19 protein-coding genes are annotated in these 23,006 nt (G+C 66.8%); 4 read left to right on the forward strand and 15 right to left on the reverse strand.

Going from position 1 to position 23,006, the window contains the following annotated elements; translation table 11 throughout:
• Positions 1 to 17 precede the first annotated feature (17 nt).
• From sufC to sufB, 4 genes are read right to left on the reverse strand one after another with little or no spacing between them, the layout of a single operon-like run.
• Positions 18 to 776 carry a Fe-S cluster assembly ATPase SufC gene (sufC, locus tag JE033_RS00825; protein WP_090148986.1) on the reverse strand — a complete coding sequence of 253 codons (759 nt, stop codon included), beginning with the start codon at positions 774 to 776 and terminating at the stop codon, positions 18 to 20.
• Positions 777 to 779: 3 nt separating this feature from the next.
• Complete coding sequence (locus tag JE033_RS00830) at positions 780 to 1,106, reverse strand: non-heme iron oxygenase ferredoxin subunit (RefSeq protein ID WP_090148983.1); 327 nt, start codon at positions 1,104 to 1,106, stop codon at positions 780 to 782.
• Positions 1,106 to 2,293: a Fe-S cluster assembly protein SufD gene (gene sufD / locus JE033_RS00835; RefSeq protein WP_200328821.1), complete on the reverse strand. Its 1,188-nt coding sequence runs from the start codon at positions 2,291 to 2,293 to the stop codon at positions 1,106 to 1,108. The genes JE033_RS00830 and sufD overlap by 1 nt, the downstream gene beginning before the upstream one ends.
• On the reverse strand, positions 2,293 to 3,711 hold the full coding sequence (gene sufB, locus JE033_RS00840) for a Fe-S cluster assembly protein SufB (protein ID WP_090149813.1): 1,419 nt from the start codon (positions 3,709 to 3,711) through the stop codon (positions 2,293 to 2,295). Before sufB ends, sufD begins: the two co-directional genes overlap by 1 nt.
• A 284-nt stretch (positions 3,712 to 3,995) precedes the next feature.
• Here sufB and JE033_RS00845 point away from each other — a divergent pair, with 284 nt between their 5' ends.
• Positions 3,996 to 4,946, forward strand: coding sequence for a heme A synthase (locus JE033_RS00845; protein WP_234037036.1), 951 nt, complete (start codon positions 3,996 to 3,998; stop codon positions 4,944 to 4,946).
• Between the two features lie 229 nt (positions 4,947 to 5,175).
• On the opposite strand, the gene JE033_RS00850 is transcribed toward JE033_RS00845, so the two are convergent.
• Positions 5,176 to 6,204, reverse strand: coding sequence for a hypothetical protein (locus JE033_RS00850; RefSeq protein WP_200328824.1), 1,029 nt, complete (start codon positions 6,202 to 6,204; stop codon positions 5,176 to 5,178).
• A gap of 593 nt (positions 6,205 to 6,797) precedes the next feature.
• Positions 6,798 to 7,730: a heme o synthase gene (locus tag JE033_RS00855; protein ID WP_200328826.1), complete on the reverse strand. Its 933-nt coding sequence runs from the start codon at positions 7,728 to 7,730 to the stop codon at positions 6,798 to 6,800.
• A gap of 88 nt (positions 7,731 to 7,818) precedes the next feature.
• Here JE033_RS00855 and tkt point away from each other — a divergent pair, with 88 nt between their 5' ends.
• Genes tkt through JE033_RS00870 form a run of 3 tightly spaced genes read left to right on the forward strand, consistent with a single transcriptional unit; the run spans position 7,819 to position 12,676 of the window.
• Positions 7,819 to 9,906: a transketolase gene (gene tkt / locus JE033_RS00860; RefSeq protein WP_200328828.1), complete on the forward strand. Its 2,088-nt coding sequence runs from the start codon at positions 7,819 to 7,821 to the stop codon at positions 9,904 to 9,906.
• A 29-nt stretch (positions 9,907 to 9,935) separates the two neighbouring features.
• A complete protein-coding gene (gene tal, locus JE033_RS00865) occupies positions 9,936 to 11,045 on the forward strand; it encodes a transaldolase (RefSeq protein ID WP_200328830.1) in 1,110 nt (369 codons plus the stop codon).
• A gap of 2 nt (positions 11,046 to 11,047) precedes the next feature.
• Positions 11,048 to 12,676, forward strand: coding sequence for a glucose-6-phosphate isomerase (locus tag JE033_RS00870; protein WP_200328832.1), 1,629 nt, complete (start codon positions 11,048 to 11,050; stop codon positions 12,674 to 12,676).
• A gap of 68 nt (positions 12,677 to 12,744) precedes the next feature.
• Here JE033_RS00870 and JE033_RS00875 read toward each other — a convergent pair whose 3' ends face one another.
• From JE033_RS00875 to uvrA, 9 genes are all read right to left on the reverse strand, one after another.
• Positions 12,745 to 13,110: an RNA polymerase-binding protein RbpA gene (locus JE033_RS00875; protein ID WP_090148964.1), complete on the reverse strand. Its 366-nt coding sequence runs from the start codon at positions 13,108 to 13,110 to the stop codon at positions 12,745 to 12,747.
• 39 nt (positions 13,111 to 13,149) lie between these two features.
• On the reverse strand, positions 13,150 to 13,398 hold the full coding sequence (secG, locus tag JE033_RS00880) for a preprotein translocase subunit SecG (RefSeq protein ID WP_090149806.1): 249 nt from the start codon (positions 13,396 to 13,398) through the stop codon (positions 13,150 to 13,152).
• 62 nt (positions 13,399 to 13,460) lie between these two features.
• Complete coding sequence (tpiA, locus tag JE033_RS00885) at positions 13,461 to 14,297, reverse strand: triose-phosphate isomerase (RefSeq protein ID WP_200328834.1); 837 nt, start codon at positions 14,295 to 14,297, stop codon at positions 13,461 to 13,463.
• Entirely contained in the window at positions 14,294 to 15,496 is a 1,203-nt protein-coding gene (gene pgk / locus JE033_RS00890; protein ID WP_370567876.1) for a phosphoglycerate kinase, read from the reverse strand. Before pgk ends, tpiA begins: the two co-directional genes overlap by 4 nt.
• Positions 15,497 to 15,525: 29 nt before the next feature.
• Positions 15,526 to 16,143 (reverse strand): superoxide dismutase, encoded by a 618-nt coding sequence (locus JE033_RS00895; protein WP_090148957.1) that lies wholly within the window; start codon positions 16,141 to 16,143, stop codon positions 15,526 to 15,528.
• Positions 16,144 to 16,258: 115 nt separating this feature from the next.
• A complete protein-coding gene (whiA, locus tag JE033_RS00900; RefSeq protein WP_090148955.1) occupies positions 16,259 to 17,239 on the reverse strand; it encodes a DNA-binding protein WhiA in 981 nt (326 codons plus the stop codon).
• Between the two features lie 57 nt (positions 17,240 to 17,296).
• A complete protein-coding gene (gene rapZ, locus JE033_RS00905) occupies positions 17,297 to 18,175 on the reverse strand; it encodes an RNase adapter RapZ (protein ID WP_200328836.1) in 879 nt (292 codons plus the stop codon).
• Positions 18,172 to 20,100 (reverse strand): excinuclease ABC subunit UvrC, encoded by a 1,929-nt coding sequence (uvrC, locus tag JE033_RS00910; RefSeq protein WP_200328838.1) that lies wholly within the window; start codon positions 20,098 to 20,100, stop codon positions 18,172 to 18,174. The genes rapZ and uvrC overlap by 4 nt, the downstream gene beginning before the upstream one ends.
• A complete protein-coding gene (gene uvrA / locus JE033_RS00915; protein ID WP_176698325.1) occupies positions 20,097 to 23,003 on the reverse strand; it encodes an excinuclease ABC subunit UvrA in 2,907 nt (968 codons plus the stop codon). Before uvrA ends, uvrC begins: the two co-directional genes overlap by 4 nt.
• Positions 23,004 to 23,006: the final 3 nt, after the last annotated feature.

Raw genomic sequence — 23,006 nt, forward strand, 5'->3', positions numbered from 1 at the left:
AGCGACCAGCCTACGCCTTATGCGCTCTCGAGGAAGCGGTCGTAGCCCTCTTCCTCGAGTCGGTTCGCGAGCTCGGGCCCGCCCTCTTCGGCGACGCGGCCGTTGACGAAGACGTGCACGAAGTCGGGCTGGATGTACCGGAGGATGCGCGTGTAGTGCGTGATCAGCAGGACGCCGAGCCCGGTGTTCTGCTTCGCGCGGTTCACTCCCTCGGAGACGACCTTCAGCGCGTCGACGTCGAGGCCGGAATCGGTCTCGTCGAGCACCGCGAACTTCGGCTTCAGCAGTTCGAGCTGCAGAATCTCGTTGCGCTTCTTCTCGCCGCCCGAGAAGCCCTCGTTGACGTTGCGCGCCGCGAAGGACTCGTCCATGCGCAGATTGCCCATGGCCTCCTTCACGTCCTTCATCCAGGTGCGGATCGCCGGCGCCTCGCCGTCGATCGCGGTCTTTGCGGTGCGGAGGAAGTTCGCGTTGGTCACGCCCGGAATCTCGACGGGGTACTGCATCGCGAGGAACATGCCGGCCTGCGCACGCTCGTCCACGCCCATCTCGAGCACCTCTTCGCCGTCGAGCAGGATCGACCCGCCCGTGACCTCGTAGCGCGGGTGGCCGGCGATCGCGTAGGCGAGCGTCGACTTGCCCGAACCGTTCGGTCCCATGATGGCGTGGGTCTCACCCTGCTTGATGGTGAGGTCGACACCCTTGAGGATCGGCTTGGCGCCCTGCTCGGTCTCGACGCTGACGTGCAGGTCTTTGATTTCAAGAACGGAGCTCATGTGTTAAATCTCTTTCGTAACGTTGGGGTCGATGTACACGTCGCCGTCCTCGATCTCGACGACGAAGACGGGAACCGGTTCGTAGGCCGGGAAATTCTCGGGCACTCCGGTCACCAGCGAGAACGCTGAACCGTGCGCCCAGCACTCGAGGGTGTCGCCGTCCACGAAGCCTTCGGCAAGGCTGACCTGACCGTGGCTGCACGTATCGCCGATCGCGTGCACGGCGCCGGTCCCGTCGAGCACGACCGCGATCGGCACATCGTCGACGACGACGCGGACCGCTTGGTCCTGCACGAGGTCGCTGACTGCGAGCACCTTCTGCCGCGGCATCAGCGGACGGAGTCCGCGAGCTCGGATTCGACGGCGGCGTGGAGGCGTTCCTCCGTCGCTGCGTCGCCGATCCGGGCGATGACCTCGAACAGGAAGCCGCGCACCACGAGCTTGCGCGCCTCCTCCGCGGAGATGCCGCGGCTCTGCAGGTAGAAGATGTGCTCGTCGTCGAAGCGTCCGGTCGCGCTGGCGTGACCGGCTCCCTCGATGTCGCCGGTCTCGATCTCGAGATTCGGGATCGAATCCGCCCGCGTGCCCTCGGTCAGCACCAGGTTTCGGTTCTGCTCGTAGCTGTCGGTGCCGTTGGCGTTGTTGCGGATCAGCACGTCGCCGATCCAGACGGTGTGAGCGCCCTCGCCCTGCAGCGCGCCCTTGTAGGTGACGCGGCTGCGCGTGTGGGGAGCGTCGTGGTCCATGTACACCTGGTGCTCCAGGTGCTGACCGGCGTCGGCGAAGTACGCGCCGAGCGCTTCCCCGTTGGCGCCCTCGTGATCGAGATGGATCGAGGGGTTCAAGCGGACGATCTTCCCGCCGAGTGACACGACGATGTGCGTCACCGACGCGTCACGGCCGACCGTCGCGTAGTGGCTCGCGAGGTGAATGGCCTCGTCGTTCCACTGCTGCACGCTCACGACCGTCAGCTTCGCGCCGTCGCCGACGACGATTTCGACATTCTCGGAGAGATGAGCGGCGCCCGTGTTCTCGAGGATGACGAGGCCCTGGGAGTGCGGGGCAGCTTCGATGACGGTGTGGCCGGCGCGCGGCGTCGTATCGAGTGCGTCACGCGTGACCACAGCGGTCACCGGCTCTTCCGACGACACCGTCACGACGTGCGCCTCACCGAACGCCGACCAGGCCGCAGCAGCGCCGCGCTCCTCGGGCGTTCCGGCGCGTCCGATGCGCGCGTCCGATCGCGCGACCCACTCCGACGTCACGCCGGCGACCGCCGAAACGGACACGGGTACCCGCGATCCGTCGAGCTGGCCGTTGAGCAGCGCGTCGAGTTTCGCGACGGGCGTGTACTTCCAGACCGCTTCGCGGCCCGTCACCTCGGCGAAGTCGGCGACGTCGGTCGATACGGGCCGCTCCGACCGGGTCTGGACGGGCACGCGGTTCGCCCAGTCCCCGTCGGAGTGCGCGGTCAGGCCGTGCTGAGCAGTTTCCTTCGGTGCAACAGCTTGCGTCATTATCCGACGGATCCTTCCATGCCCATCTCGATGAGCTTGTTCAGTTCGAGCGCGTACTCCATGGGCAACTCGCGAGCGATCGGCTCGATGAAGCCGCGGACGATCATCGCCATGCCCTCTTCCTCGGCGAGCCCGCGGCTCATGAGGTAGAACAGCTGCTCCTCGCTGACGCGGGAGACCGTGGCTTCGTGTCCGAGCTCCGCGTCATCCGTGCGGATGTCGATCGCCGGGTAGGTGTCGCTGCGCGAGATCGTGTCGACGAGCAGCGCGTCGCAGACCACCGAGTTGGCGGAGTGCCGGGCGTTAGCCTCGATGCGCACCTCACCGCGGTAGCCGGTGCGTCCGCCGCCCCGAGCGATGGACTTCGCGAGGATCGAGGACTTCGTGTTCGGCGCGAGGTGGATCATCTTCGCACCGGTGTCCTGGTGCTGGCCCGGTCCCGCGAAGGCGACCGACAGCGTTTCGCCCTTGGCGTGCTCACCCGTGAGGTAGATCGACGGGTACTTCATGGTGACCTTCGAGCCGATGTTGCCATCGACCCACTCCATGGTCGCGCCCTCTTCGGCGATCGCACGCTTGGTGACCAGGTTGTACACGTTGGTCGACCAGTTCTGGATCGTGGTGTAGCGCACTCGCGCGTTCTTCTTCACGATGATCTCGACGACGGCGGAGTGCAGCGAGTCCGACTTGTAGATCGGCGCCGTGCAACCCTCGATGTAGTGCACGTAGCTGCCCTCGTCGGCGATGATGAGCGTGCGCTCGAACTGGCCCATGTTCTCCGTGTTGATGCGGAAGTAGGCCTGGAGCGGGATCTCGACGTGGACGCCCTTGGGAACGTACACGAAGGAGCCGCCCGACCAGACGGCCGTGTTCAGCGCCGCGAACTTGTTGTCGCCGGAGGGGATGACGGTGCCGAAGTACTCTTCGAAGATCTCGGGGTGCTCGCGGAGCGCCGTGTCGGTGTCGAGGAAGAGCACGCCCTGCTCCTCCAGGTCCTCGCGGATCTGGTGGTAGACGACCTCCGACTCGTACTGAGCCGCCACGCCGGCGACGAGGCGCTGGCGCTCTGCCTCGGGGATGCCGAGACGCTCGTAGGTCTCCTTGATCTCCTCGGGCAGCTCCTCCCACGTGGTGGCCTGCTTCTCCGTGGAGCGCACGAAGTACTTGATGTTGTCGAAGTCGATATCGGAGAGGTCGGCGCCCCACGCTGGCATCGGCTTCCGACCGAAGATCTGCAGCGCTTTCAGGCGACGCTGGAGCATCCATTCCGGCTCGTTCTTCAGTGCCGAAATCTCGCGCACGACCTGCTCGCTGAGTCCGCGCTTTGCAATCGCGCCGGCTTCGTCGCTGTCGTGCCAGCCGAATTCGTACTGGCCCAAGCCTTCGAGCTCGGGTCGGTCGATCAGTACCTCTGGCATGATCCCTCCCTCATTCTTCGTCTCGCCCGGGAAACCCTGGCCGAGCCGGAGGGATCCGGTCGGCGGAGTGCGCGCGTTCCGTGGATGGATGCGCACATCGGGTTCCCTGCAGCGGTGCAGTATTCTGGGCTTCGTACGTCACCGGGCAGATCCGATGCAGAGCACCGAAACGCTCGGTTCGACGTTCGCAACCACAGCTTCCCATTCTACAGGTTTCCGATAGTTTCGGGGGATGTCCGCTCAGGGCGTCTCATGACTCTGGGAAGCAGCCGAGAGGAGACCCGTTGTCCAGCGCGCCCACCGCAAGCACCATCGCCCCGCGGCCGCCCGTCCCGCATCTCGGGGTCGCCTCGCGCTTCCTCCGGATCGTGGCCTGGGCGTCCTTCGTGCTGAACACGTTCATCATCGGCACCGGCGGTGCCGTGCGGCTCACCGGCTCCGGCCTCGGCTGCCCGAACTGGCCGCTCTGCGCCCCCGGCTCGCTCGTTCCCACAGAGGAGCTGACCTACCACTCGCTGATCGAGTTCGGAAACCGCACCATCTCCGGACCGTTGCTGATCAGCGCGATTCTCGTCTTCGTGCTCACGTGGCGGCTGCGCGCGAGCCGTCGCGACCTCTTCGCGATCGCGTCGGTGGTCCTGGGTCTCGTGGTGCTGCAGGCCCTCATCGGAGGCATCATCGTCTGGCTCCACCTGAACGCGAACCTCGTCGGCATTCACTACGTGATCTCGCTCGCGCTCGTCTGCATCACGGCGGCCTACCTCACCCGCATGTACGAGATGGGCGGGCCCCGCGAACGCGTGGTGCCGAAGGAGTTCGCGATCCTCACGCACGTGACCACGCTCGCGATGGCGGTCACGGTGATCTTCGGTGTGCTGACGACCGGGTCGGGCCCGCACTCGGGCGACTCGACCATCCAACGCGATGGCATCGACGCAGTGCTCATGAGCCACATCCACGCGTGGCCCGGGTACATCGCCTTCGCGTTGACGCTGGCTCTCCTCGTGTGGGCCGCGGCTCGCCGCCTGCGTCCGCTCCGCTGGGTCATCGCGCTGTTCGCGGCACTCATCGTGCAGATTGCGATCGGGATCTACCAGGCGCGCGCCGGGCTCCCCCCGTTCGCCGTCGGGGTGCACATGGTGCTCGCGGCGCTCACCGCTGCGGCCATGACGGTCGTAGTGCTGCGTCTCAAGCGGCCGGCAGCTGCACCCGCGGCGGCGATCGAGGTCGAATAGGGCTGCTCGCTCTCCCGTCGTTCTCCGGCAATGCGCGCGCCGCTCAGCAGCGGCCCGGGGCGCAGACGCCTGCCGAGCCCTGCCGCCTGCCGCCTGCAGGCCCGCCGCCTACGGGCCTGGCGCCTGGCGCCTGGCGCCTAGCGGAGTCCGATCCCTGCCTCACCCTCCCCGAAAGCGCATTTCGGCACCTGAGTTTGTCCCCGCTGAGCACCAACCGCGCTTTCGGCGACTATCTTTGGCGCGGTGCGGCTGGCTCGAGCGACGACGTGCGGCCCTCCGAGAGAAACTTCGCGACGGACCTCGGAATGCGCTCCGGTTCGCGTCCGAGCCGAACCAGCATGCGCGCCGCCGTGCGATCGGGCATGAGGAGCACGTCCTCCGCATGGAAGCGCAGCCCGCGCCATCCGGCATCACGCGCACCGTCATAGCGGGCGATGTCCCGGAGGTACTGCGTGCGAGAGGTCCGGTGCTGCGCTCCGTCGTACTCGAAGAAGCTCCGCGTCGCCTCGTCGGTGAGGTCGAACCGGCCGATCTCCTCGTACACGGTTCGAATCGCGCCCTGAGTCATGAGGTCCGAGATTCCGACGCTTTCGCCGATGAGCCGCAAGAGCGTCTCCAATCGCGACTCAGCGCCGTGCCTCGCGAGTCTCAGCGCGATACTGAGGCGCACGGCGCCCCGCGTGCGACGGGCTGCACGAAGATCCTCCATCAGGTGCTCTGAGAGAATCGCCACCGCGTTGTCGAAGTGAGCGGGGCCTCTGTGCAGGAGCGAGTCGAGCGCGACGACCAGCTCCGGCCCGGGAAGCATGGTGGCCGCTTCCCTCACAGCGTCGGCCGGGAGCGAAACGGGGAGGCCAAGTGCACTTTCATTCGTCCACAATCCTGCGGGCACCTGCAGCTCGAGCGCGAGTCCGTTCGTCGTGCGGTGCCCGGCCACGCCAGCCCTGCGCATCGGCGTGGTACCCGGTGCGGAGGCCACATCCACTGGGGTTCCGGGCGCGACGTGAAGCGGACAGCCCAGAAGTGCAAGGGCGGTCGCGTGGCTGAAGCGGTCGCCCGGGCGAAGCTTCGGCCGGAGGGCGATTGCCCGGCTCACGAGTGAGGGATCGACCTCGCATGCCGTGCGCACGCCGCGGTGCGGGCGAGTGAGCGTGCGGTTGCGCAGCGCTCCCCTGCCGAAACCGGCGTCGAGTGCCGTTGTGACGGAGAACGGTTGCGTGCCGAATGTCTGCGTGATCCTCAGGAGTTGTCGTGACATGCGGAGAGCTTGTCACTGTGGGGACTGGTCGCGCAGGTGTTATCCACAGGCCCGCCAGCCTACAGCGCGCCGCGCGAGGTGCGATGCGCGACGTGCAATGCGCGATGTGGAGGACTTCGATTGGTCTGTGGGTCTCGGCCGCCCCAGAGTCTGTGCGCGAGAGCGCAGTTCGGCAGCGAACCGCTCTCGGACCGAGCATGAACCGCGCTTTCGACGGAGGCGCGGACGCGAAGAGGTGCGGTGGGGCGAAGGTGCGGACGCGAAGAGGTGCGGAGGCGCGCGCGGCGTTGCACGGGAGCGGAGTGGCACGGAGGGAACGACGGCGGCCTGGAGAAGGCGCTCGAGAGCGCAGTTCGGCATGCAGCGCGCCCTAAATCGAGCACCAATTGCGCTCTCGAACGGCGCGCGGGAGCGGGCGGGGCGCGCTTGAGCGGGAGCGGGCGGCGCGCGGGAGCGGGCAGGGCGAGCGGGAGCGGGCAGGGCGAGCGGGAGCGGGCAGGGCGCACGGGAGCGGGCGGGGCGCGCGCGGGCGGAGCGCGCGCGGGACGCGAAGGACCGGGAGCGCGCGTGCTGAGCGAAGCGGCGCGCGCCGCTTAGAAGGGCAGCAGTGCGTCGACCGCGATCACGAGCGAGATGACCGAGAGGTAGATGTTCGCCGTGTGGAACACCTGCATCGGCTTCCCGGCCTCGCCCCGGATCGCGTGCGCGTACAGCCGGTGCGCCTGCACGATGAAGTATCCGCCGAATACGAGTGACGCGACGGTGTAGGTCCAGCCCATCTCGGCGACGGGGATCAGCAGCAGGCTCGCCGCGACGGTCGCCCAGGTGTACAGGATGACTTGCAGCCCGACGGTGACCCGACCGCGCACGACTCCGAGCATCGGCACGCCGGCGGCTGCGTAGTCGTTGCGGTACTTCATCGAGAGCGGCCAGTAGTGCGCCGGCGTCCAGAGGAAGATGACGAGGAACAGCACCCACGCGGGCCAGTCCAGTGTGCCGGTGACCGCGGCCCACCCGATGAGCACGGGGAAGCAGCCGGCGATCCCGCCCCAGACGATGTTCTGCTCGCTGTGACGCTTCAGCACGATCGTGTAGATGACGACGTAGAAGAAGATCGCACCTGCGGAGAGCGCGGCGGCGAGCAGGTTCGTCGTCAGCGCCAGCCATACGACGGAGAGGAAGCCCATCACCCAGGAGAAGATCAGGGCGTTGCGATCGGAGATCTCACCGGTGACGAGGGGGCGGTTCTCCGTGCGCTTCATCTTGCGATCCATGTCGCGGTCGATGTAGCAATTGAACGCTCCCGCCGACCCGGCGCTCATGGCGCCGCCGATGAGGGTCGCGAGCACGAGCCACAGGTTGGGGAGGCCGCCCTGCGCGAGGATCATCGCGGGAACGGTGACCACCAGCAACAGCTCCATGACCCGGGGTTTCGTCAGGGCGACGTAGTTCTTGACCGTACGGCCGAACGAGGGTCGCCCTGCGGTAGCGCGGGCCTGAGTCTGGGCTGGGATCTGCGTGGACATCACCTTCTATGGTACCCCGCCGTTCGATAAGATTGTGCGGGGGTGCGCCAGGGCGGCGTTCACCCCGATTCAGCCGGAAAGGAACGTCTTGGCGAACGAACTGCAGTGGGATGAACTCGACGATCGCGCGGTCGACACCGCGCGGGTACTTGCGGCGGATGCCGTGGAACAGGTGGGCAACGGGCACCCGGGCACGGCGATCAGCCTCGCTCCGGTCTCGTACCTGCTGCACCAGAAGGTGCTCCGTCACGATCCGTCGGATCCTCACTGGGTCGGGCGCGACCGGTTCATCCTCTCCGTTGGCCACTCGTCGCTCACGCAGTACGTGCAGCTGTACCTCGGCGGGTACGGTCTCGAGCTCGACGATCTGAAGTCGTTGCGCACCTGGGGTTCGAAGACGCCGGGCCACCCCGAGTACGGTCACACCGACGGTGTCGAGATCACCACCGGCCCCCTCGGGCAGGGCCTCGCTTCGGCAGTCGGGTTCGCGTACGCCGCGCGCTACGAGCGCGGCCTGTTCGACCCGGAGGCGGCACCCGGGACGAGCCCCTTCGATCACTTCATCTACGTCGTCGCCGGAGACGGCGATCTGCAGGAGGGCGTGACGAGCGAGGCGTCGTCGCTCGCCGGTCACCAGGAGCTCGGCAATCTCATCGCGATCTACGACTCCAACCAGATCTCGATCGAGGACGACACGAACATCTCGTTCTCCGAGGACGTGGCGAAGCGCTACGAGGCCTACGGGTGGCAGGTCATCGAGGTCGACTGGAAGAAGTCGGGGTCGTACGTCGAGGACATCGCCGAGCTGCACGGAGCGATCGAAGCCGCTCAGGCGGAGACCTCGAAGCCCTCGCTCATCATCGTCAACACGATCATCGGCTGGCCCTCCCCCGGGAAACAGAACACCGGCGGCATTCACGGCGCGAAGCTCGGCTCCGAGGAGCTCGCCGGCCTGAAGACCGCGCTCGGGTTCGATCCGGAGCAGCATTTCGCCGTCGCGCCTGAGGTGATCGAGCACACCCGCGCGGCCGTGCAGCGCGGGGCGGAGAAGCGTGCTGAGTGGCAGGTGGGATTCGATGCGTGGGCGACCGCGAATCCGGATCGCAAGGCGCTCTTCGACCGGGTCGAAGCCCAGCAGCTTCCGGCCGAAGCGCTCGAGGTGCTGCCGACGTTCGAGCCCGGCGAGAGCATCGCGACCCGTTCCGCGAGCGGCAAGGTGCTCGCCGCGCTCGGCCCCGTGATGCCCGAGCTCTGGGGCGGATCCGCCGACCTCGCCGGATCGAACAACACGACCATCCCGAACGCGCCGTCCTTCGTCCCTGCGGAGCGCTCCACCAACGCGTGGCAGGGCGATCCCTACGGCCGTGTGCTGCACTTCGGCATTCGCGAGCACGCGATGGGCGCGATCCTCAACGGCATCCAGCTGCACGGGAAGACGCGCAGCTACGGCGGCACCTTCCTGATCTTCAGCGACTACATGCGGCCCGCTGTGCGCCTCGCCGCCCTGATGAACGTGCCCAGCGTGTTCGTCTGGACGCACGATTCGGTCGCCCTCGGAGAGGACGGACCGACGCACCAGCCGATCGAGCAGCTCGCCACGCTCCGCGCGATTCCGAATCTCGCAGTGGTGCGCCCTGCCGACGCCAACGAGACGGCCATCGCTTGGCACGAGATCCTCACGCGCAATGCGGGCCCGTCGGGCCTCGCGCTCACCCGGCAGAACGTGCCGGTGCTGCCGCGCGGCGGAGATTTCGCGAGCGTCGAGCAGGCCGCGGAGGGAGTGCGAAGGGGCGCCTACGTGCTCGCCGACTCCCCCACGGATTCGACGGACGTCCTGCTGATCGCCACCGGCTCAGAGGTGCAGCTCGCCGTCGAGGCGCGCGAGCGTCTCGCCGCCGAGGGCGTGGGAGCGCGCGTCGTGTCGGCGCCGAGCCTCGAGTGGTTCGCCGAGCAGACGGAGGAGTACCGCGAGAGCGTGCTCCCGAAGGCGGTGACCGCGCGCGTGAGCGTCGAGGCCGGTCTTTCCCTCGGCTGGGACCGGATCGTGGGCGACCGCGGTCGCTCCGTGTCGATCGAGCACTTCGGCGCCTCCGCCGACTACCAGACACTCTTCCGCGAGTTCGGCATCACGACCGACGCCGTCGTCGCAGCTGCGCACGCGTCGCTCGCCGCCTGAACCCGCATCTCTGAAAGGATCAGCACAGGATGACGAACCCTCATACCTCCGCCCTCAGTGAGGCCGGAGTCAGCATCTGGCTCGACGATCTGTCGCGCCATCGCCTCGAGAGCGGCGAGCTCGCCTCGATGGTGGAAACGGTGAACGTGGTCGGTGTGACCACGAATCCGACGATCTTCGCAAACGCCATCGGCGGCGGCGACGGCTACGGAGACCGGCTCAAGGACGCCGCTGCGCGCGGACTCGACACGGATGCGGCGATCGTGGAGCTCACGACCGCGGATGTGGCCGACGCATGCGACCTGCTCGCCGACGTGTACGCGTCGACCGGCGGACGAGACGGCCGGGTGTCGATCGAGGTCGAGCCGGGCCTGGCCCGCGACACGGCCGGTACGGCGACCCAGGCTCAGGATCTCTGGGCTCGCGTCGACCGTCCGAACGCCATGATCAAGATTCCGGCGACCGTCGAGGGGCTCGATGCGATCACCGAGACCATCGCGGCGGGGATCAGCGTCAACGTCACGTTGATCTTCAGCCTCGAGCGCTACCGCCAGGTGATCAATGCGTACCTCGCTGGCCTCGAGCGCGCTCGTGCTGCGGGCATCGATCTCTCGACGATTCATTCGGTCGCGTCCTTCTTCGTGTCTCGCGTCGACTCCGAGATCGACCGTCGACTTCGCGAGATCGGCACACCGGAGGCGCTCGCGCTCACCGGGCAGGCGGGCATCGCGAACGCCCGCCTCGCATACGAGGTGTTCGAGCAGTCGTTCGACACCGAACGTGCTCGGTTCCTCGTCGGGCTCGGCGCGAATCCGCAGCGTCCGCTGTGGGCGTCGACGGGCGTGAAGGATCCCGCGCTCGCGGATACGGCGTATGTGACGGGTCTCATCGCTCCGAACACCGTGAATACGATGCCGGAGGCGACGCTGCGGGCATTCGCCGACCACGGGCACGTCCCCGGCGACACGATCACGGGATCGTACCTGGAGTCGAACCAGGTGCTCAACGCGATCGACGCCCTCGGCGTCGACTACGCCGAGGTCACCGAGCTGCTGGAGCAGGAGGGCCTGCAGAAGTTCGAGGCTTCCTGGTCGGAGCTGCTCGGCACGGTCGAGCAGGCACTTCGAGAGGCTCGTTGAGCATGGCCCTGGAGGTCACCGTCGATGGCGGTCTGCGGGACGCGGAAGCAGCGCTCGCGACGCTCGTCGAGGATCGTGTCGCGGGACGTATCTTCGCCCACGACGCGACCCTCTGGGGTGAAGCGGCTGCGGCGGAAGCCGCGATTCGGCTCGGCTGGACCGATGTCGCCGCTACCGCTGAGCGCCTGATCGCGGAGATCGAGCAGCTGCGCTCCGACCTGCGCGCCGATGGCGTCGATCGCGTCGTGCTCTGCGGCATGGGCGGATCGAGCCTGGCTCCTGCAGTCATCACTCGCTGGGCCGGAGTCGATCTCACCATGATCGACTCCACCCATCCCGATGTGGTGCGACGCGCGCTCGCCGGAGATTTGGCCCGCACCGCGGTCGTCGTGAGCTCGAAGTCGGGTGGAACGATCGAGACCCGCAGCCACCTCGCCGCGTTCGAGGATGCGTTCCGGGTGGCCGGGATCGAGCCGTCTGAGCGCATCATCATCGTGACCGACCCTGGCTCCCCGCTCGACGAGGAGTCCCGTGCCGCCGGCCGTCGCGTGTTCACGGCCGACCCGAATGTGGGAGGCCGATTCTCAGCACTGACCGCATTCGGCCTGGTGCCCGCCGGGCTCGCCGGAGCCGACCTGGGGCGCCTCCTCCAGGATGCGGAGGCTGTGCGCGCCAGCGTCTCCTCAGACCACGCGGAGAACCCCGCGTTGCGCCTCGCTTCGGCGATCTACGCCGGGCTGCCGCGTCGCTTCGTGCTGGCTCTCGTGGAAGACGGTTCGGCCGCTTGGGGGCTCGGCCACTGGATCGAGCAGCTCGTCGCCGAATCGACCGGCAAGGAGGGGCAGGGCGTCTTGCCGGTCGCACTCGATGCGGGTGCTCCGGAATTCGCGACCGTGCCCGCGAGCGTGACCGTGGTCAGGCTTGCCGGCGACGGTGGCGAAGTAGCTGAGGTCTCCGGCCAGCGCGCGTCGATCGGCGTCGCAGGCACGCTGGGCGCGCAGGTGCTCACCTGGGAAGTCGCAACTGCAGTGCTGGGCCGGCTCATGGGCATCGACCCGTTCAACCAGCCCGATGTCGAGTCGGCGAAGGTCGCTGCGCGGTCGGCGCTCGACAGTGACACAGCTGCACCGGGCGGTGACGATGGAGCCGAACTCGCCGGCTCCGGAGGCGCCCGGGTACTCTCGACGCCGTCCGGAGTGGACGTGTCCGACGTGACGGGATTCATCGGGCAGGTGCGCCAGGCGGCTCAGCATGCGGGGTATCTCTCGCTCCAGGCGTACCTCGACCCGCAGGGCGACGAGTCGGAACCGTTGCACACGCTTCGCGACCGGCTCGCGGAGGCGACCGGCTGCCCGGTCGCCCTCGGGTGGGGCCCGAGCTATCTGCACTCCACCGGCCAGCTGCACAAGGGCGGTCCTGCAGCGGCAGTCTTCCTGCAGCTCACGGAGGCGGATCCGGAACCGCTGCCGATCCCAGGCTCGGATCGCGGCTTCGACGCTCTGATCACAGCGCAGGCCCGCGGCGATCGCTCAGTTCTCGCCGAGCGCGATCGGCCGGTGTTCGCGATCGAGTGCGCCGACCCTGCAGCTACGGTCCGCGCACTCACCGAGGCGTTGTCGTCGCTCGACTGAGTGCGACAGCGCCGATCGACAAAAACGGCCCCAGAGCGCAGTGCTCTGGGGCCGTTTTCGTCTGCGGGCTACGCTGACTTGCGCGCGGTGCCTCGTCGAGTGCGCAGCTTCTGCAGCGCAGCCTCGAGAAGCTCTTCCGCCTCCTCGGGCGTGCGACGCTCCTTCACGTACGCGAGGTGCGTCTTGAACGGTTCGTTCTTCGGAAGCAGCGGAGGATTCTCCTTGTCGCGCCCGGCGGGGAGGCCGGTCGTCGGAGAATCGATCTGCTCGGGAATCTCCTCATCGGGAACGTCGGATGCGAAATAGCGCACCGTTTCGTTTCCGAGGGCATCCCAGTATGAGATCTGCGTGCGTTCGGCGCGTGAGCCGTGATCCTTCTCCCCCATGGGGCCGGAACCGACGCGGGCGCCACGGATGGCGTTACTGCCTGCCACGAATTGCCTTTCTGCTGCTGGATCGGGTGAGCGCGCCGTCTAGACGACGGAGAAGCGCGCGATGAGCCCGAGCGCGATGATCGAAGCTCCCCAAATGAGGGACACGACGACGGTGATGCGATTGAGGTTGCGCTCCGCGACTCCCGATGAGCCGAGGCTCGACGTCACCCCGCCTCCGAACATGTCGGAGAGCCCTCCCCCGCGCCCCTTGTGGAGCAGGATGAACAGGGTGAGCAGCAGGCTCGTGATCACGAGGATGACGAGCAGAATGATCTTCAGAATGAGCACGAAGTGCACCTTTCGAGGTCGCGGGCGCGTAAGGCCAACGTCCAGTATAGCGTGGAGTCGTTTTAGCCGGCCGTCACATGCTTCTGGAACTGAATGATCCGAGTGAACTCGTCGACCTTCAAGCTCGCTCCGCCGACAAGAGCACCGTCGACATTGGGCTGGCGCATGAATCCGGCGATGTTCTGGCTGGCGACTGATCCTCCGTAGAGAATGCGCGTGCGCGCGGCGCGGTCATCGCCTCGCAGATCGCGCAGGTGCTCGCGCAGCGCCCGAGCGACGTCTTCCGCCTGCTCCGGGGTGGCCGCCTGCCCGCTGCCGATCGCCCACACGGGCTCGTAGGCAACGACGAACTCCGCATCCTCCGGGAGGTGCGCCAGAGCGGTCGTCAGCTGAGCGACGGGGATCGCCGCAGCGCCGTGCTCCTCCAAGTCCGCAGCCGTCTCACCGACGCAGATCATCGGCACCATTCCCGAAGCATGAGCGGCCCGGGCCTTCAGCCCGACGGTCTCATCGCTCTCACCGTGTCCCTGACGTCGCTCGGAGTGCCCGACGAGTACATACGATACGTCGAGCTTCGCGAGCATCGCCGCGGAGATGTCTCCGGTGTACGCACCGGCTTCGTGCGGCGAGACATCCTGTGCTCCGAGGGTGAGCGAGAGCTTGTCGGCTGCGAGCAGGGTCTGCACCGAGCGGAGATCGGTGAACGGAGGGAAGACGGCCACTTCGGCGGCCGAGAAATCATGCCGCACATCTGACAGGCCCCAAGCGAGCTTCTGCACGAGTGCGATCGCCTGAAGATGGTCGAGGTTCATCTTCCAATTGCCCGCGATCAGCGGCGTGCGCTCCGTGAACGGCAGCGGCTGCCTGGCATCCGCGCCTTCCTGGGTGTTTCCGGTCATGCCAGTACCTCCAAGCCGGGCAGTGACTTGCCCTCCAAGTATTCGAGACTCGCACCGCCGCCGGTGGAGATGTGGCCGAACTGGTCGTCCGAGAACCCCAGCGCGCGGACCGCTGCAGCGGAGTCACCGCCCCCGACGACGGTGAAGCCGTCGGTCTCCGTCAAAGCGCGTGCGACGGTCCGAGTGCCCGACGCGAACGCATCGAGTTCGAACACGCCCATCGGGCCGTTCCAGAAGACGGTCGCCGATTCGGCGATGACGGCGGCAAAGGCGTCTGCTGACTTCGGGCCGATGTCGAGACCGAGGCCCTTCGCTCCGAAGCTCGAGGACTCGATCGCATCGGCCGGCACCGTCTCATGCGCGGCGTCGGCGGCGAACTTCTCGGCCACGATGATGTCCGTGGGGAGCACGATGCGCACCCCGCGACGTTCAGCCTCCGAGAGGTACCCGCGCACGGTGTCGAGCTGGTCGGCTTCGAGGAGGCTCGCAGCGACCGCGTGACCTTGTGCGGCGAGGAATGTGAACAGCATCCCTCCGCCGATGAGCAGCGTGTCGACCCGCTCGAGCAGATGGGAGATCACACCGAGCTTGTCGGAGACTTTCGAGCCGCCGAGCACCACGGTGTACGGCCGAGCCGCGTTCACGGTCAGGCGCTGCAGCACGTCCAACTCTGCGGCGACGAGACGACCGGCAGCGCTCGGCAGCAACTGCGCGAGTTCGTAGACGCTCGCCTGCTGCCGGTGCACGACGCCGAAGCCGTCCGAGACGAAGGCGTCCCCGAAGGCTGCCAAACGCTCAGCGAAGGCACGTCGCTCGGCAGCATCGGCGCTTGTTTCCGCGGCCGAGAACCGCAGATTCTCGAGGAGCACCACCTCGCCGTCGGAGAGACCGGAGACCGCAGCCGAGGCGGCGTCTCCGATGGTCTCTTCGACGAAGCGCACCGGTGCCCCGAGCAGTTCGCTCATGCGCTCAGCGACCGGACGCAACGAGTACCGAGCGTCCGGTTCGCCCTTCGGGCGACCGAGATGGCTGATGAGCACGAGCTTCGCCCCGGCATCGCGCAATTCGCGGATGGTCGAGAGCGAAGCACGGATACGGCCGTCATCCGAGATGACGCCGTCGCTCAGAGGAACATTGAGATCGCATCGGACGACGACCGTCTTCGATCGCAGCGATCCGAGTGATTCTATGGTGCGCATGAACAGGTGGGCTCCTCGAGGTGCGGAATTCAGATCAGGCCGGACGTCTGCGTGCGCGCCGCTTCGAAGCGACGTGCCACATCCTGCCAGTTCGCGATGTTCCAGAACGCCTTGACGTAGTCGGCGCGCACGTTGAGGTAGTCGAGGTAGTAGGCGTGCTCCCAGACATCGAGCTGCAGCAGCGGAATCGTGCCCGCGGGGAGGTTGCCCTGCTGGTCGAAGAGCTGCACGATGTTCGGGCGCTGACCGAGCACGTCCCACGCGAGCACTGCCCATCCCGAGCCCTGAACGCCGAGAGCCGTCGCGGTGAAATGCGCCTGGAACTTCTCGAAACCGCCGAAGTACTCGTCGATCGCGGCGGCGAGCTCGCCTTCGGGGCGGTCTCCACCCTCCGGCGAGAGGTTGTTCCAGAAGATCGTGTGGTTGACGTGGCCGCCGAGGTTGAACGCGAGGTCCTTCTCCAGCTTGTTGACGGCCGCGAGGTTGTTCGACTCGCGCGCCTCTGCCAGCTGCTCGAGAGCGGTGTTCGCTCCGGTCACGTAGGCCTGGTGGTGCTTGTCGTGATGCAACTGCATGATCTTGCCGCTGATGTGCGGCTCGAGAGCGGCGTAATCATAAGGAAGCTCGGGAAGTGAGTAGGCGGCCATGTGGCGATCCAATCTCTCGGTGAACAGTTGTCGGATTCAGTCTATGGCGGGAGCTCTCCCCGTGGTGGGAAAGGCAGTCCGAGACGACCGTCTGATCGCCGCTGTTCGCCAGACGCTAAATTCTGTCGAGTTCGTCGGGCAGGCTCGCCTCCGTGCCCGGTACGCCGCGCACTTCCGCTTCCTTGTCGGCCATCGCGAGCAACCGCCTGATGCGGCCGGCCACGGCATCCTTCGTGAGCGGCGGATCAGCCCGTGCCCCGAGGTCGTCGAGGCTCGCCTCCCGATGTGTGAGTCGCAGTTCGCCGGCGTAGCGCAGATGCTCGGGAATGCTGTCTCCGAGCAGCTCCATGGCTCGCTCCACTCGGGCGCACGCAGCAACCGACGCCTGCGCGGAGCGGCGAAGGTTCGCATCGTCGAAGTTCACGAGGCGGTTCGCGGTTGCGCGAGTCTCCCGGGCGCGACGCAGTTCGTCCCAGTTCTTCCGCGCCTCCTGGGCGCCGATCAAGCCCAGCATCTCGCTGATCGCTTCGCTGTCGCGAATGAGCACCTTGTGCTGCCCGCGGATCTCACGGCTCTTCGCGTCGACGCCGATGCGGCTCGCCGCTCCCACGAGCGCCATGGCGACCTCGTTGCTCGGGCACACGATCTCGAGGTTCGCGGAACGACCCGGTGCGGTCAGCCCGCCCCTGGCGAGGAACGCGCCTCGCCAGATCGCTGCGAGTTCGGCCTGCGCGCCTGTGGTCAGTCGATTCGGCAGGCCGCGAATCTGTCGGCGCCGCTGGTCGAGCAGTCCGAGCTGTCGGGCGAGTGTCTCGCCGTCGAGGACGCGGACGAGGAACTGCGGCGCGCCGGGTCGGGTGCTCGAAGGGGGCAGCTGCTTGGCGTCGGAGCGGATTCCGTACAATTCGGCGAGATCCTTGCGCACGCGCTGCACGATTTGGGGGGTGTGAAGCTCGGCCTCCAGAGCGATGCGGCCGGAAATGGTGTGCAGCCCGCCTGCAAGACGGAGGATCGTGGCAACCTCGGCAACGCGTTCGCCGGTGCTCTGCACCGGGAATCGCACGAGTTCGCTCTTGACCTCGGGGGTAGACAGCACGAATGAGTCCTTTCGGAGAGGGTGTTTCAATGAATCGGTCGACGTGCGGAACGTCGACTACTCGCGACCGAGGTCGCGGTGGCGCAGGCTCACGCTGACGCCGGGAAGCCCGGCAAGTCGGTCGGCGAGCTCTCGAGCGGTGGCGACCGAGCGGTGCTTGCCGCCGGTGCATCCTACCGCGAGCGATGCATGTCGTTTGTTCTCGCGCTGGAATCCGGCCAGGACCGGAGTGAGCGCAGCGACATAATTATCGAGGAACTCGGCGGCACCCTCGCGGCCGAGTACGTATTCTTTGACCTCGGGATCGACTCCGGTGAGGGCCCGGAGCTCCGGCTCCCAGAACGGATTCGGGAGAAAGCGCATGTCGACCATCAGGTCGACATCGGTCGGCGCGCCGTACTTGAACCCGAAACTCGACACCGAGAGCTGCAGCCCGGGGGTGTTGTCATCGGAGAACAGCTCCCGCGTTGCGGTCGAGAGATCGTGAACGTTGTAGCGCGAGGTGTCGATGACCACATCGCACGATGCGCGGAGCTCCTGCAGACGTTCGCGCTCGAGGCGGATGCCCTCGAGCAGACTGCGCTCTTCGCCCTGCAGCGGGTGCGGACGACGCACCGACTCGTACCGGCGCACGAGAATCTCGTCGGTCGCGTCGAGGAAGACGACGCGCACCGTCGCGTTGTCGCGAAGCTCGTCGACTGTCTCCTGAATGTCGGCGAACAGGTCGCGGCCGCGAACGTCGACGACCGCCACGATGCGCGGCAGAGCGCCGCCCGAACGGTCGGCCATGTCGGCGAGCGTCTTCAACATCGGGAGCGGGAGATTGTCGACGACGTACCAACCGAGGTCTTCCAGCGTGTTGGCGACCGTGCTACGGCCGGCTCCGGACATGCCGGTGACGATGAGGATCTCCTGCTGGGATGCCGCGTCGTTCATGCGCCGAGTTCCTCTCCCTGCTTCGCGTCCACGTGAGCTTCTAGCTTAGCGCCCGCCCCTGCGTCCGATCGCAGATGGGCCAGGATCTGCTCTCCCAGTTTCGGTCCGACGCCTGGCGCGGCGGCGAGCTCGGCGAGTGACGCCGCACGGAGCCGTGTCACCGAGCCGAAGTACTTGAGCAGGGCCTGAACGCGTTTGGGGCCGAGCCCGGGGATTTCTGAGAGTCGGCTCGAGATCGAAGTACTGCGACGCTGACGCTGGAATGTGATCGCGAACCGGTGCGCTTCGTCACGGACGCGCTGCACCAGGAAGAGCGCCTCGCTGGTGCGCGGCAGGATGACCGGGAACGGGTCGCCTGGCAGCCAGATCTCCTCGAGTCGCTTCGCGATCCCGCACAGGGCGATATCGGTGATTCCCGCCTCTGCGAGCGCCCGAGCTGCGGCCTTCACCTGCGGCTCACCGCCGTCGACTATCAGTAGCTGCGGTCGATCGCGGTAGATGCCGCTCGGCTGCTCCCCCGCTTCCCGAGCGGCGTTCAGCTGTGCGGCACGGCGCGAAACGACCTGGTAGATGGAATCCGTGTCGTCCGTCGTCTGCTCGATGCGGTACTTGCGATAGGCGCCTTTCGCCGGCAGCCCGTCCTCGAAAACGACCAGTGACGCGACGACGCCCGTGCCCTGAAGATGCGACACGTCGATGCACTCGATGCGCAGCGGCGCTTCGTCCATGTCGAGGGCGCGCTGCAGCTCGGCGAGCGCGTCGGTGCGTGCGGTGAGGTCTGCAGCTCGTTTGAGTTTGTGCCGGATCAGGTGCTCACCGGCGTTGCGCATCGCTCGATCCATCAGCTGCACCTTGTCGCCGCGCTCCGGCACGCGCACGGTGACGCGCCCGCGACGAGGTCGGCGTACACCGAGCGCCTCCTCGAGCGCTGCCGAGTTCGCCGGGAGCTGGGGGACGAGGATCTGCGGCGGCGGCTCGCGATCGCCCTCGTACGCGGATTGCAGTACCTGCTCGAGCAGCGTCTCGGGCGAATCGTCGAGTTCGACGTCGACGATCCAGCTGCGTTCGCCGCGGATGCGCCCGCCGCGGATGATGAACTGATGCGCAGCGGCGGCGAGTTCGTCCGATCGGAGCCCGAACACGTCGAGATTCACGTCGAGTCCGAGCACGACGGCGTTCTTCTCCATGACGTGCTCCACCGCTTGCGCCTGGTCGCGGAGACGGGCGGCCTCCTCGTACCGCTGCTCGCTCGCGGCCTCGCGCATGGCGCGCTGCAGAGCCTTCAGATGGCTCGTGTCGCTGCCTCCGAGGAAGGCGACCAGTTCGCCCACTCGTGCGCGGTGCTCCTCCACGGTGAGCTTCTGCGAGCAGGGGCCGCTGCAGCGCCCAATCTGCCCGGCGAGGCAGGGCTTGCCGGAGCTCATCGCGCGCTGGTAATCGGCGTCGTTGCAGGTGCGGATCGGAAACGCCTGCTGCAGCAACGCGGTGGTCTCGCGCAGCGCCCACACCTTCGGGTATGGGCCGAAGTAGCGCGCTCCGCGGATGCGTTCGTTCCGGGTGATGACGAGGCGCGGCGCCTCCTCGCGCAACGTCACCGCGAGGTACGGATAGGTCTTGTCGTCCTTGAACTGGACGTTGAACGGCGGTTTGTACTCGGTGATCCACGTGTGCTCGAGGATGAGCGACTCGGTGTCGGTTGCGACGACCGTCCAATCCACCTTGGCGGCGATGGAGAGCATCGTGCGCGTGCGCGGCATGAGCGAGTGCAGCGGCTGGAAGTAGTTCGCGAGGCGGGCTCGCAGGTTCTTCGCCTTGCCGATGTAGAGCACTCGCCCATGCCGGTCGCTGAACCGGTACACGCCGGGCGACGTCGGGATCTCTCCCTGGGCGGGTCGGAACGACGCGCGGTTATCGGTGCCGTTCAAGCGGAGGCTTTCGCCCGACCGTTCAGCACCTCGTTCAGGAACTGACCGGTGTGGCTCTCGGATGCGTTCACCAGTTGCTCGGGTGTGCCCTCGGCGATGATCATGCCGCCGCCCGATCCGCCCTCCGGACCGAGATCGATGACCCAGTCGGCGCTTCTGATGACGTCGAGGTTGTGCTCGATCGTGATCACCGTATTGCCCTTGTCGACGAGACCGTTGAGCACGAGCAGGAGCTTGCGCACGTCTTCGAAGTGGAGACCCGTCGTCGGCTCGTCGAGCACGTAGATGCTGCGGCCGTTCGATCGCTTCTGCAACTCGGTGGCGAGCTTCACGCGCTGGGCTTCACCGCCCGAGAGTGTTGTCGCGCTCTGACCGAGCCGCACGTAGCCCAGTCCGACATCGACAAGCGTCTTCATATAGCGATGAATCGAGGAGATCGGCTCGAAGAACTGCTCAGCTTCGGCGATCGGCATCTCGAGCACCTCGGAGATGTTCTTGCCCTTGTAGCGCACCTGCAGGGTCTCGCGGTTGTAGCGCGACCCACCGCAGACCTCGCATGCCACGTACACGTCGGGGAGGAAGTTCATCTCGATCTTGAGCGTGCCGTCGCCGGAGCACGCCTCGCACCGGCCGCCCTTCACGTTGAAGCTGAACCTTCCGGGAAGGTAGCCTCGCGTCTTCGCCTCCTGGGTCTCGGCGAAGAGGTTGCGGATCTTGTCGAAGACCCCCGTGTACGTCGCGGGATTCGATCGCGGTGTGCGACCGATGGGCGCTTGATCGACATGGACGACCTTGTCGAGGTGCTCGAGCCCGGTGACGCGCGTGTGCTTCCCTGGGACGAGTCGCGCACCGTTCAGCTGGTTCGCGAGCACCCGGTAGAGGATGTCGTTGACGAGCGTCGATTTGCCCGATCCGGAGACCCCGGTCACGGCGGTCATGACGCCCAGGGGGAATGTGGCATCGACGTTCCGGAGGTTGTTCGAGCGAGCACCCACGACCTTGAGCTCTCGCTTGCGGTCTCGCTTGCGACGACGCTTCGGGGTTTCGATGCTCCGCCGCCCGGCGAGGTAGTCCCCCGTCATGGAGTCGCGGTTGTTCAGCAGTTCATCGTAGTGCCCCGAGTGCACCACGGTCCCGCCCTCGACGCCCGCCCCTGGGCCGATGTCGACGATCCAGTCGGCCGCTTCGATGGTCTCCTCGTCGTGCTCGACGACGATGAGCGTATTCCCGAGATCGCGCAACTTCATCAGCGTCTCGATCAGGCGCCGATTGTCGCGCTGGTGCAGTCCGATGCTCGGCTCGTCGAGCACGTAGAGCACGCCGGTGAGTCCTGACCCGATCTGCGTGGCCAGGCGGATGCGCTGCGCCTCGCCGCCGGACAGCGTCCCGGCCGCACGCGCCAGCGTGAGGTAGCCGAGGCCGACCTCGATCAGGAAGTCGAACCGGAGCCGGATCTCGCGGAGCACCTGCGCCGCGATCTTCGCCTCTCGCTCGGTGAGCACGACATCGTCGAAGAAGGTCTTCGCATTGAGTAGGCTGAGCTCGCCGACCGAAGCGATCGACCGATCATTGACCGTCACCGCGAGCACCTCGGGCTTGAGCCGCTGCCCCTGGCACGCATGACACGGAACCTCACGGAGGAACTCCGCCCAGCGATCGCGCTTGGCGTCGGATTCAGCCTCCGCGTACTGGCGCTCGATGAACGGGATGACACCTTCGAATCCCGAGGAGTACTTCACCTCCCGGCCGAAGCGGTTGCGCCACCGCACGTTCACCTTGAAGTCGTTGCCGTACAGGACCGCCTGCTGCACGTCCTCGCTCAGGCCCGACCAAGGCGTCTGCAACGAGAACTTCAGATCGTCGGAGAGGCCGATCAGGAGCTTCTCGTAGTACTGGTAAAGGCTCTTCCCCTGGCTCGTCCAAGGCACGATGACGCCCTCTGAGATGGAGAGTTGCGGATCGCCGAGCACGAGATCCTCGTCCACGGACATGCTCGTGCCCAGCCCCGAGCAGACCGGGCATGCACCGAACGGCGCGTTGAATGAGAACGTTCGCGGCTCGATCTCGGTGAGCTGCACCGGGTGCTGGTTCGGGCATGAGAGCTGCTCCGAGAACTGCTGCACGCGATCGTCAGCCTTCGCCTCACGGTCGACGAAGTCGACGGCGACGATGCCTCCGGCGAGGCGCAGAGCGGTCTCGAGCGAGTCGGTGAGACGGCCGAGAATATCGGGACCTGCCACGAGGCGATCGATCACGACCGAGATGTCGTGCTTGACCTGCTTCTTGAGCTTCGGCGGGTCGGAGAGCTGGATCACGTCGCCGTCCACGATCGCGCGGGAGTATCCGCTCGCGGCGAGGTCCTGGAAGAGATCGACGAACTCTCCCTTCTTCTTGCTGACGACCGGCGCGAGCACCTGGTACCGCGTCCGCTCCTCGAGTCCCATGAGGCGATCTGCGATCTGCTGGACCGTCTGCGCCTCGATCCGCTCACCGCAGACGGCGCAGTGCGGGACGCCGATGCGCGCCCAGAGGAGACGCATGTAGTCGTAGATCTCGGTGATCGTGCCGACCGTGGATCGCGGATTGCGGTTCGTCGACTTCTGATCGATGGAGACCGCCGGGCTCAGTCCCTCGATGAAATCGACGTCGGGTCGGTCGACCTGCCCGAGGAACTGCCGAGCGTAAGCGCTCAGCGATTCCACGTATCTCCGCTGGCCCTCCGCGAAGATCGTGTCGAAGGCGAGACTCGACTTCCCGCTCCCCGACAACCCCGTGAAGACCACCATCGAGTCCCGCGGGATGGCAAGATCGACGTTCTGCAGGTTATGCACACGGGCGCCCTGCACGCTGATCTGCGCGTGGGCTGCGGAGGATCGGATCGGAGTTGAGTGCTTCGAAGTCACCGA

The organism is Leucobacter sp. L43 (genome assembly GCF_016597785.1).
In the GTDB taxonomy this organism is placed as follows: Bacteria; Actinomycetota; Actinomycetes; order Actinomycetales; family Microbacteriaceae; genus Leucobacter; species Leucobacter alluvii.

What these genes read in the sequence shown, in the direction of transcription:
- JE033_RS00870 (WP_200328832.1), top strand. Translation starts at nt 11,048, where the DNA reads ATGGCCCTGGAGGTCACCGTCGATGGCGGTCTGCGGGACGCGGAAGCA.
- sufB (WP_090149813.1), bottom strand. Translation starts at nt 3,711, where the DNA reads ATGCCAGAGGTACTGATCGACCGACCCGAGCTCGAAGGCTTGGGCCAG.
- sufC (WP_090148986.1), bottom strand. Translation starts at nt 776, where the DNA reads ATGAGCTCCGTTCTTGAAATCAAAGACCTGCACGTCAGCGTCGAGACC.
- JE033_RS00855 (WP_200328826.1), bottom strand. Translation starts at nt 7,730, where the DNA reads ATGTCCACGCAGATCCCAGCCCAGACTCAGGCCCGCGCTACCGCAGGG.
- JE033_RS00830 (WP_090148983.1), bottom strand. Translation starts at nt 1,106, where the DNA reads ATGCCGCGGCAGAAGGTGCTCGCAGTCAGCGACCTCGTGCAGGACCAA.
- JE033_RS00895 (WP_090148957.1), bottom strand. Translation starts at nt 16,143, where the DNA reads ATGGCCGCCTACTCACTTCCCGAGCTTCCTTATGATTACGCCGCTCTC.
- tal (WP_200328830.1), top strand. Translation starts at nt 9,936, where the DNA reads ATGACGAACCCTCATACCTCCGCCCTCAGTGAGGCCGGAGTCAGCATC.
- sufD (WP_200328821.1), bottom strand. Translation starts at nt 2,293, where the DNA reads ATGACGCAAGCTGTTGCACCGAAGGAAACTGCTCAGCACGGCCTGACC.
- rapZ (WP_200328836.1), bottom strand. Translation starts at nt 18,175, where the DNA reads ATGAACGACGCGGCATCCCAGCAGGAGATCCTCATCGTCACCGGCATG.
- JE033_RS00850 (WP_200328824.1), bottom strand. Translation starts at nt 6,204, where the DNA reads ATGTCACGACAACTCCTGAGGATCACGCAGACATTCGGCACGCAACCG.
- pgk (WP_370567876.1), bottom strand. Translation starts at nt 15,496, where the DNA reads ATGCGCACCATAGAATCACTCGGATCGCTGCGATCGAAGACGGTCGTC.
- tpiA (WP_200328834.1), bottom strand. Translation starts at nt 14,297, where the DNA reads ATGACCGGAAACACCCAGGAAGGCGCGGATGCCAGGCAGCCGCTGCCG.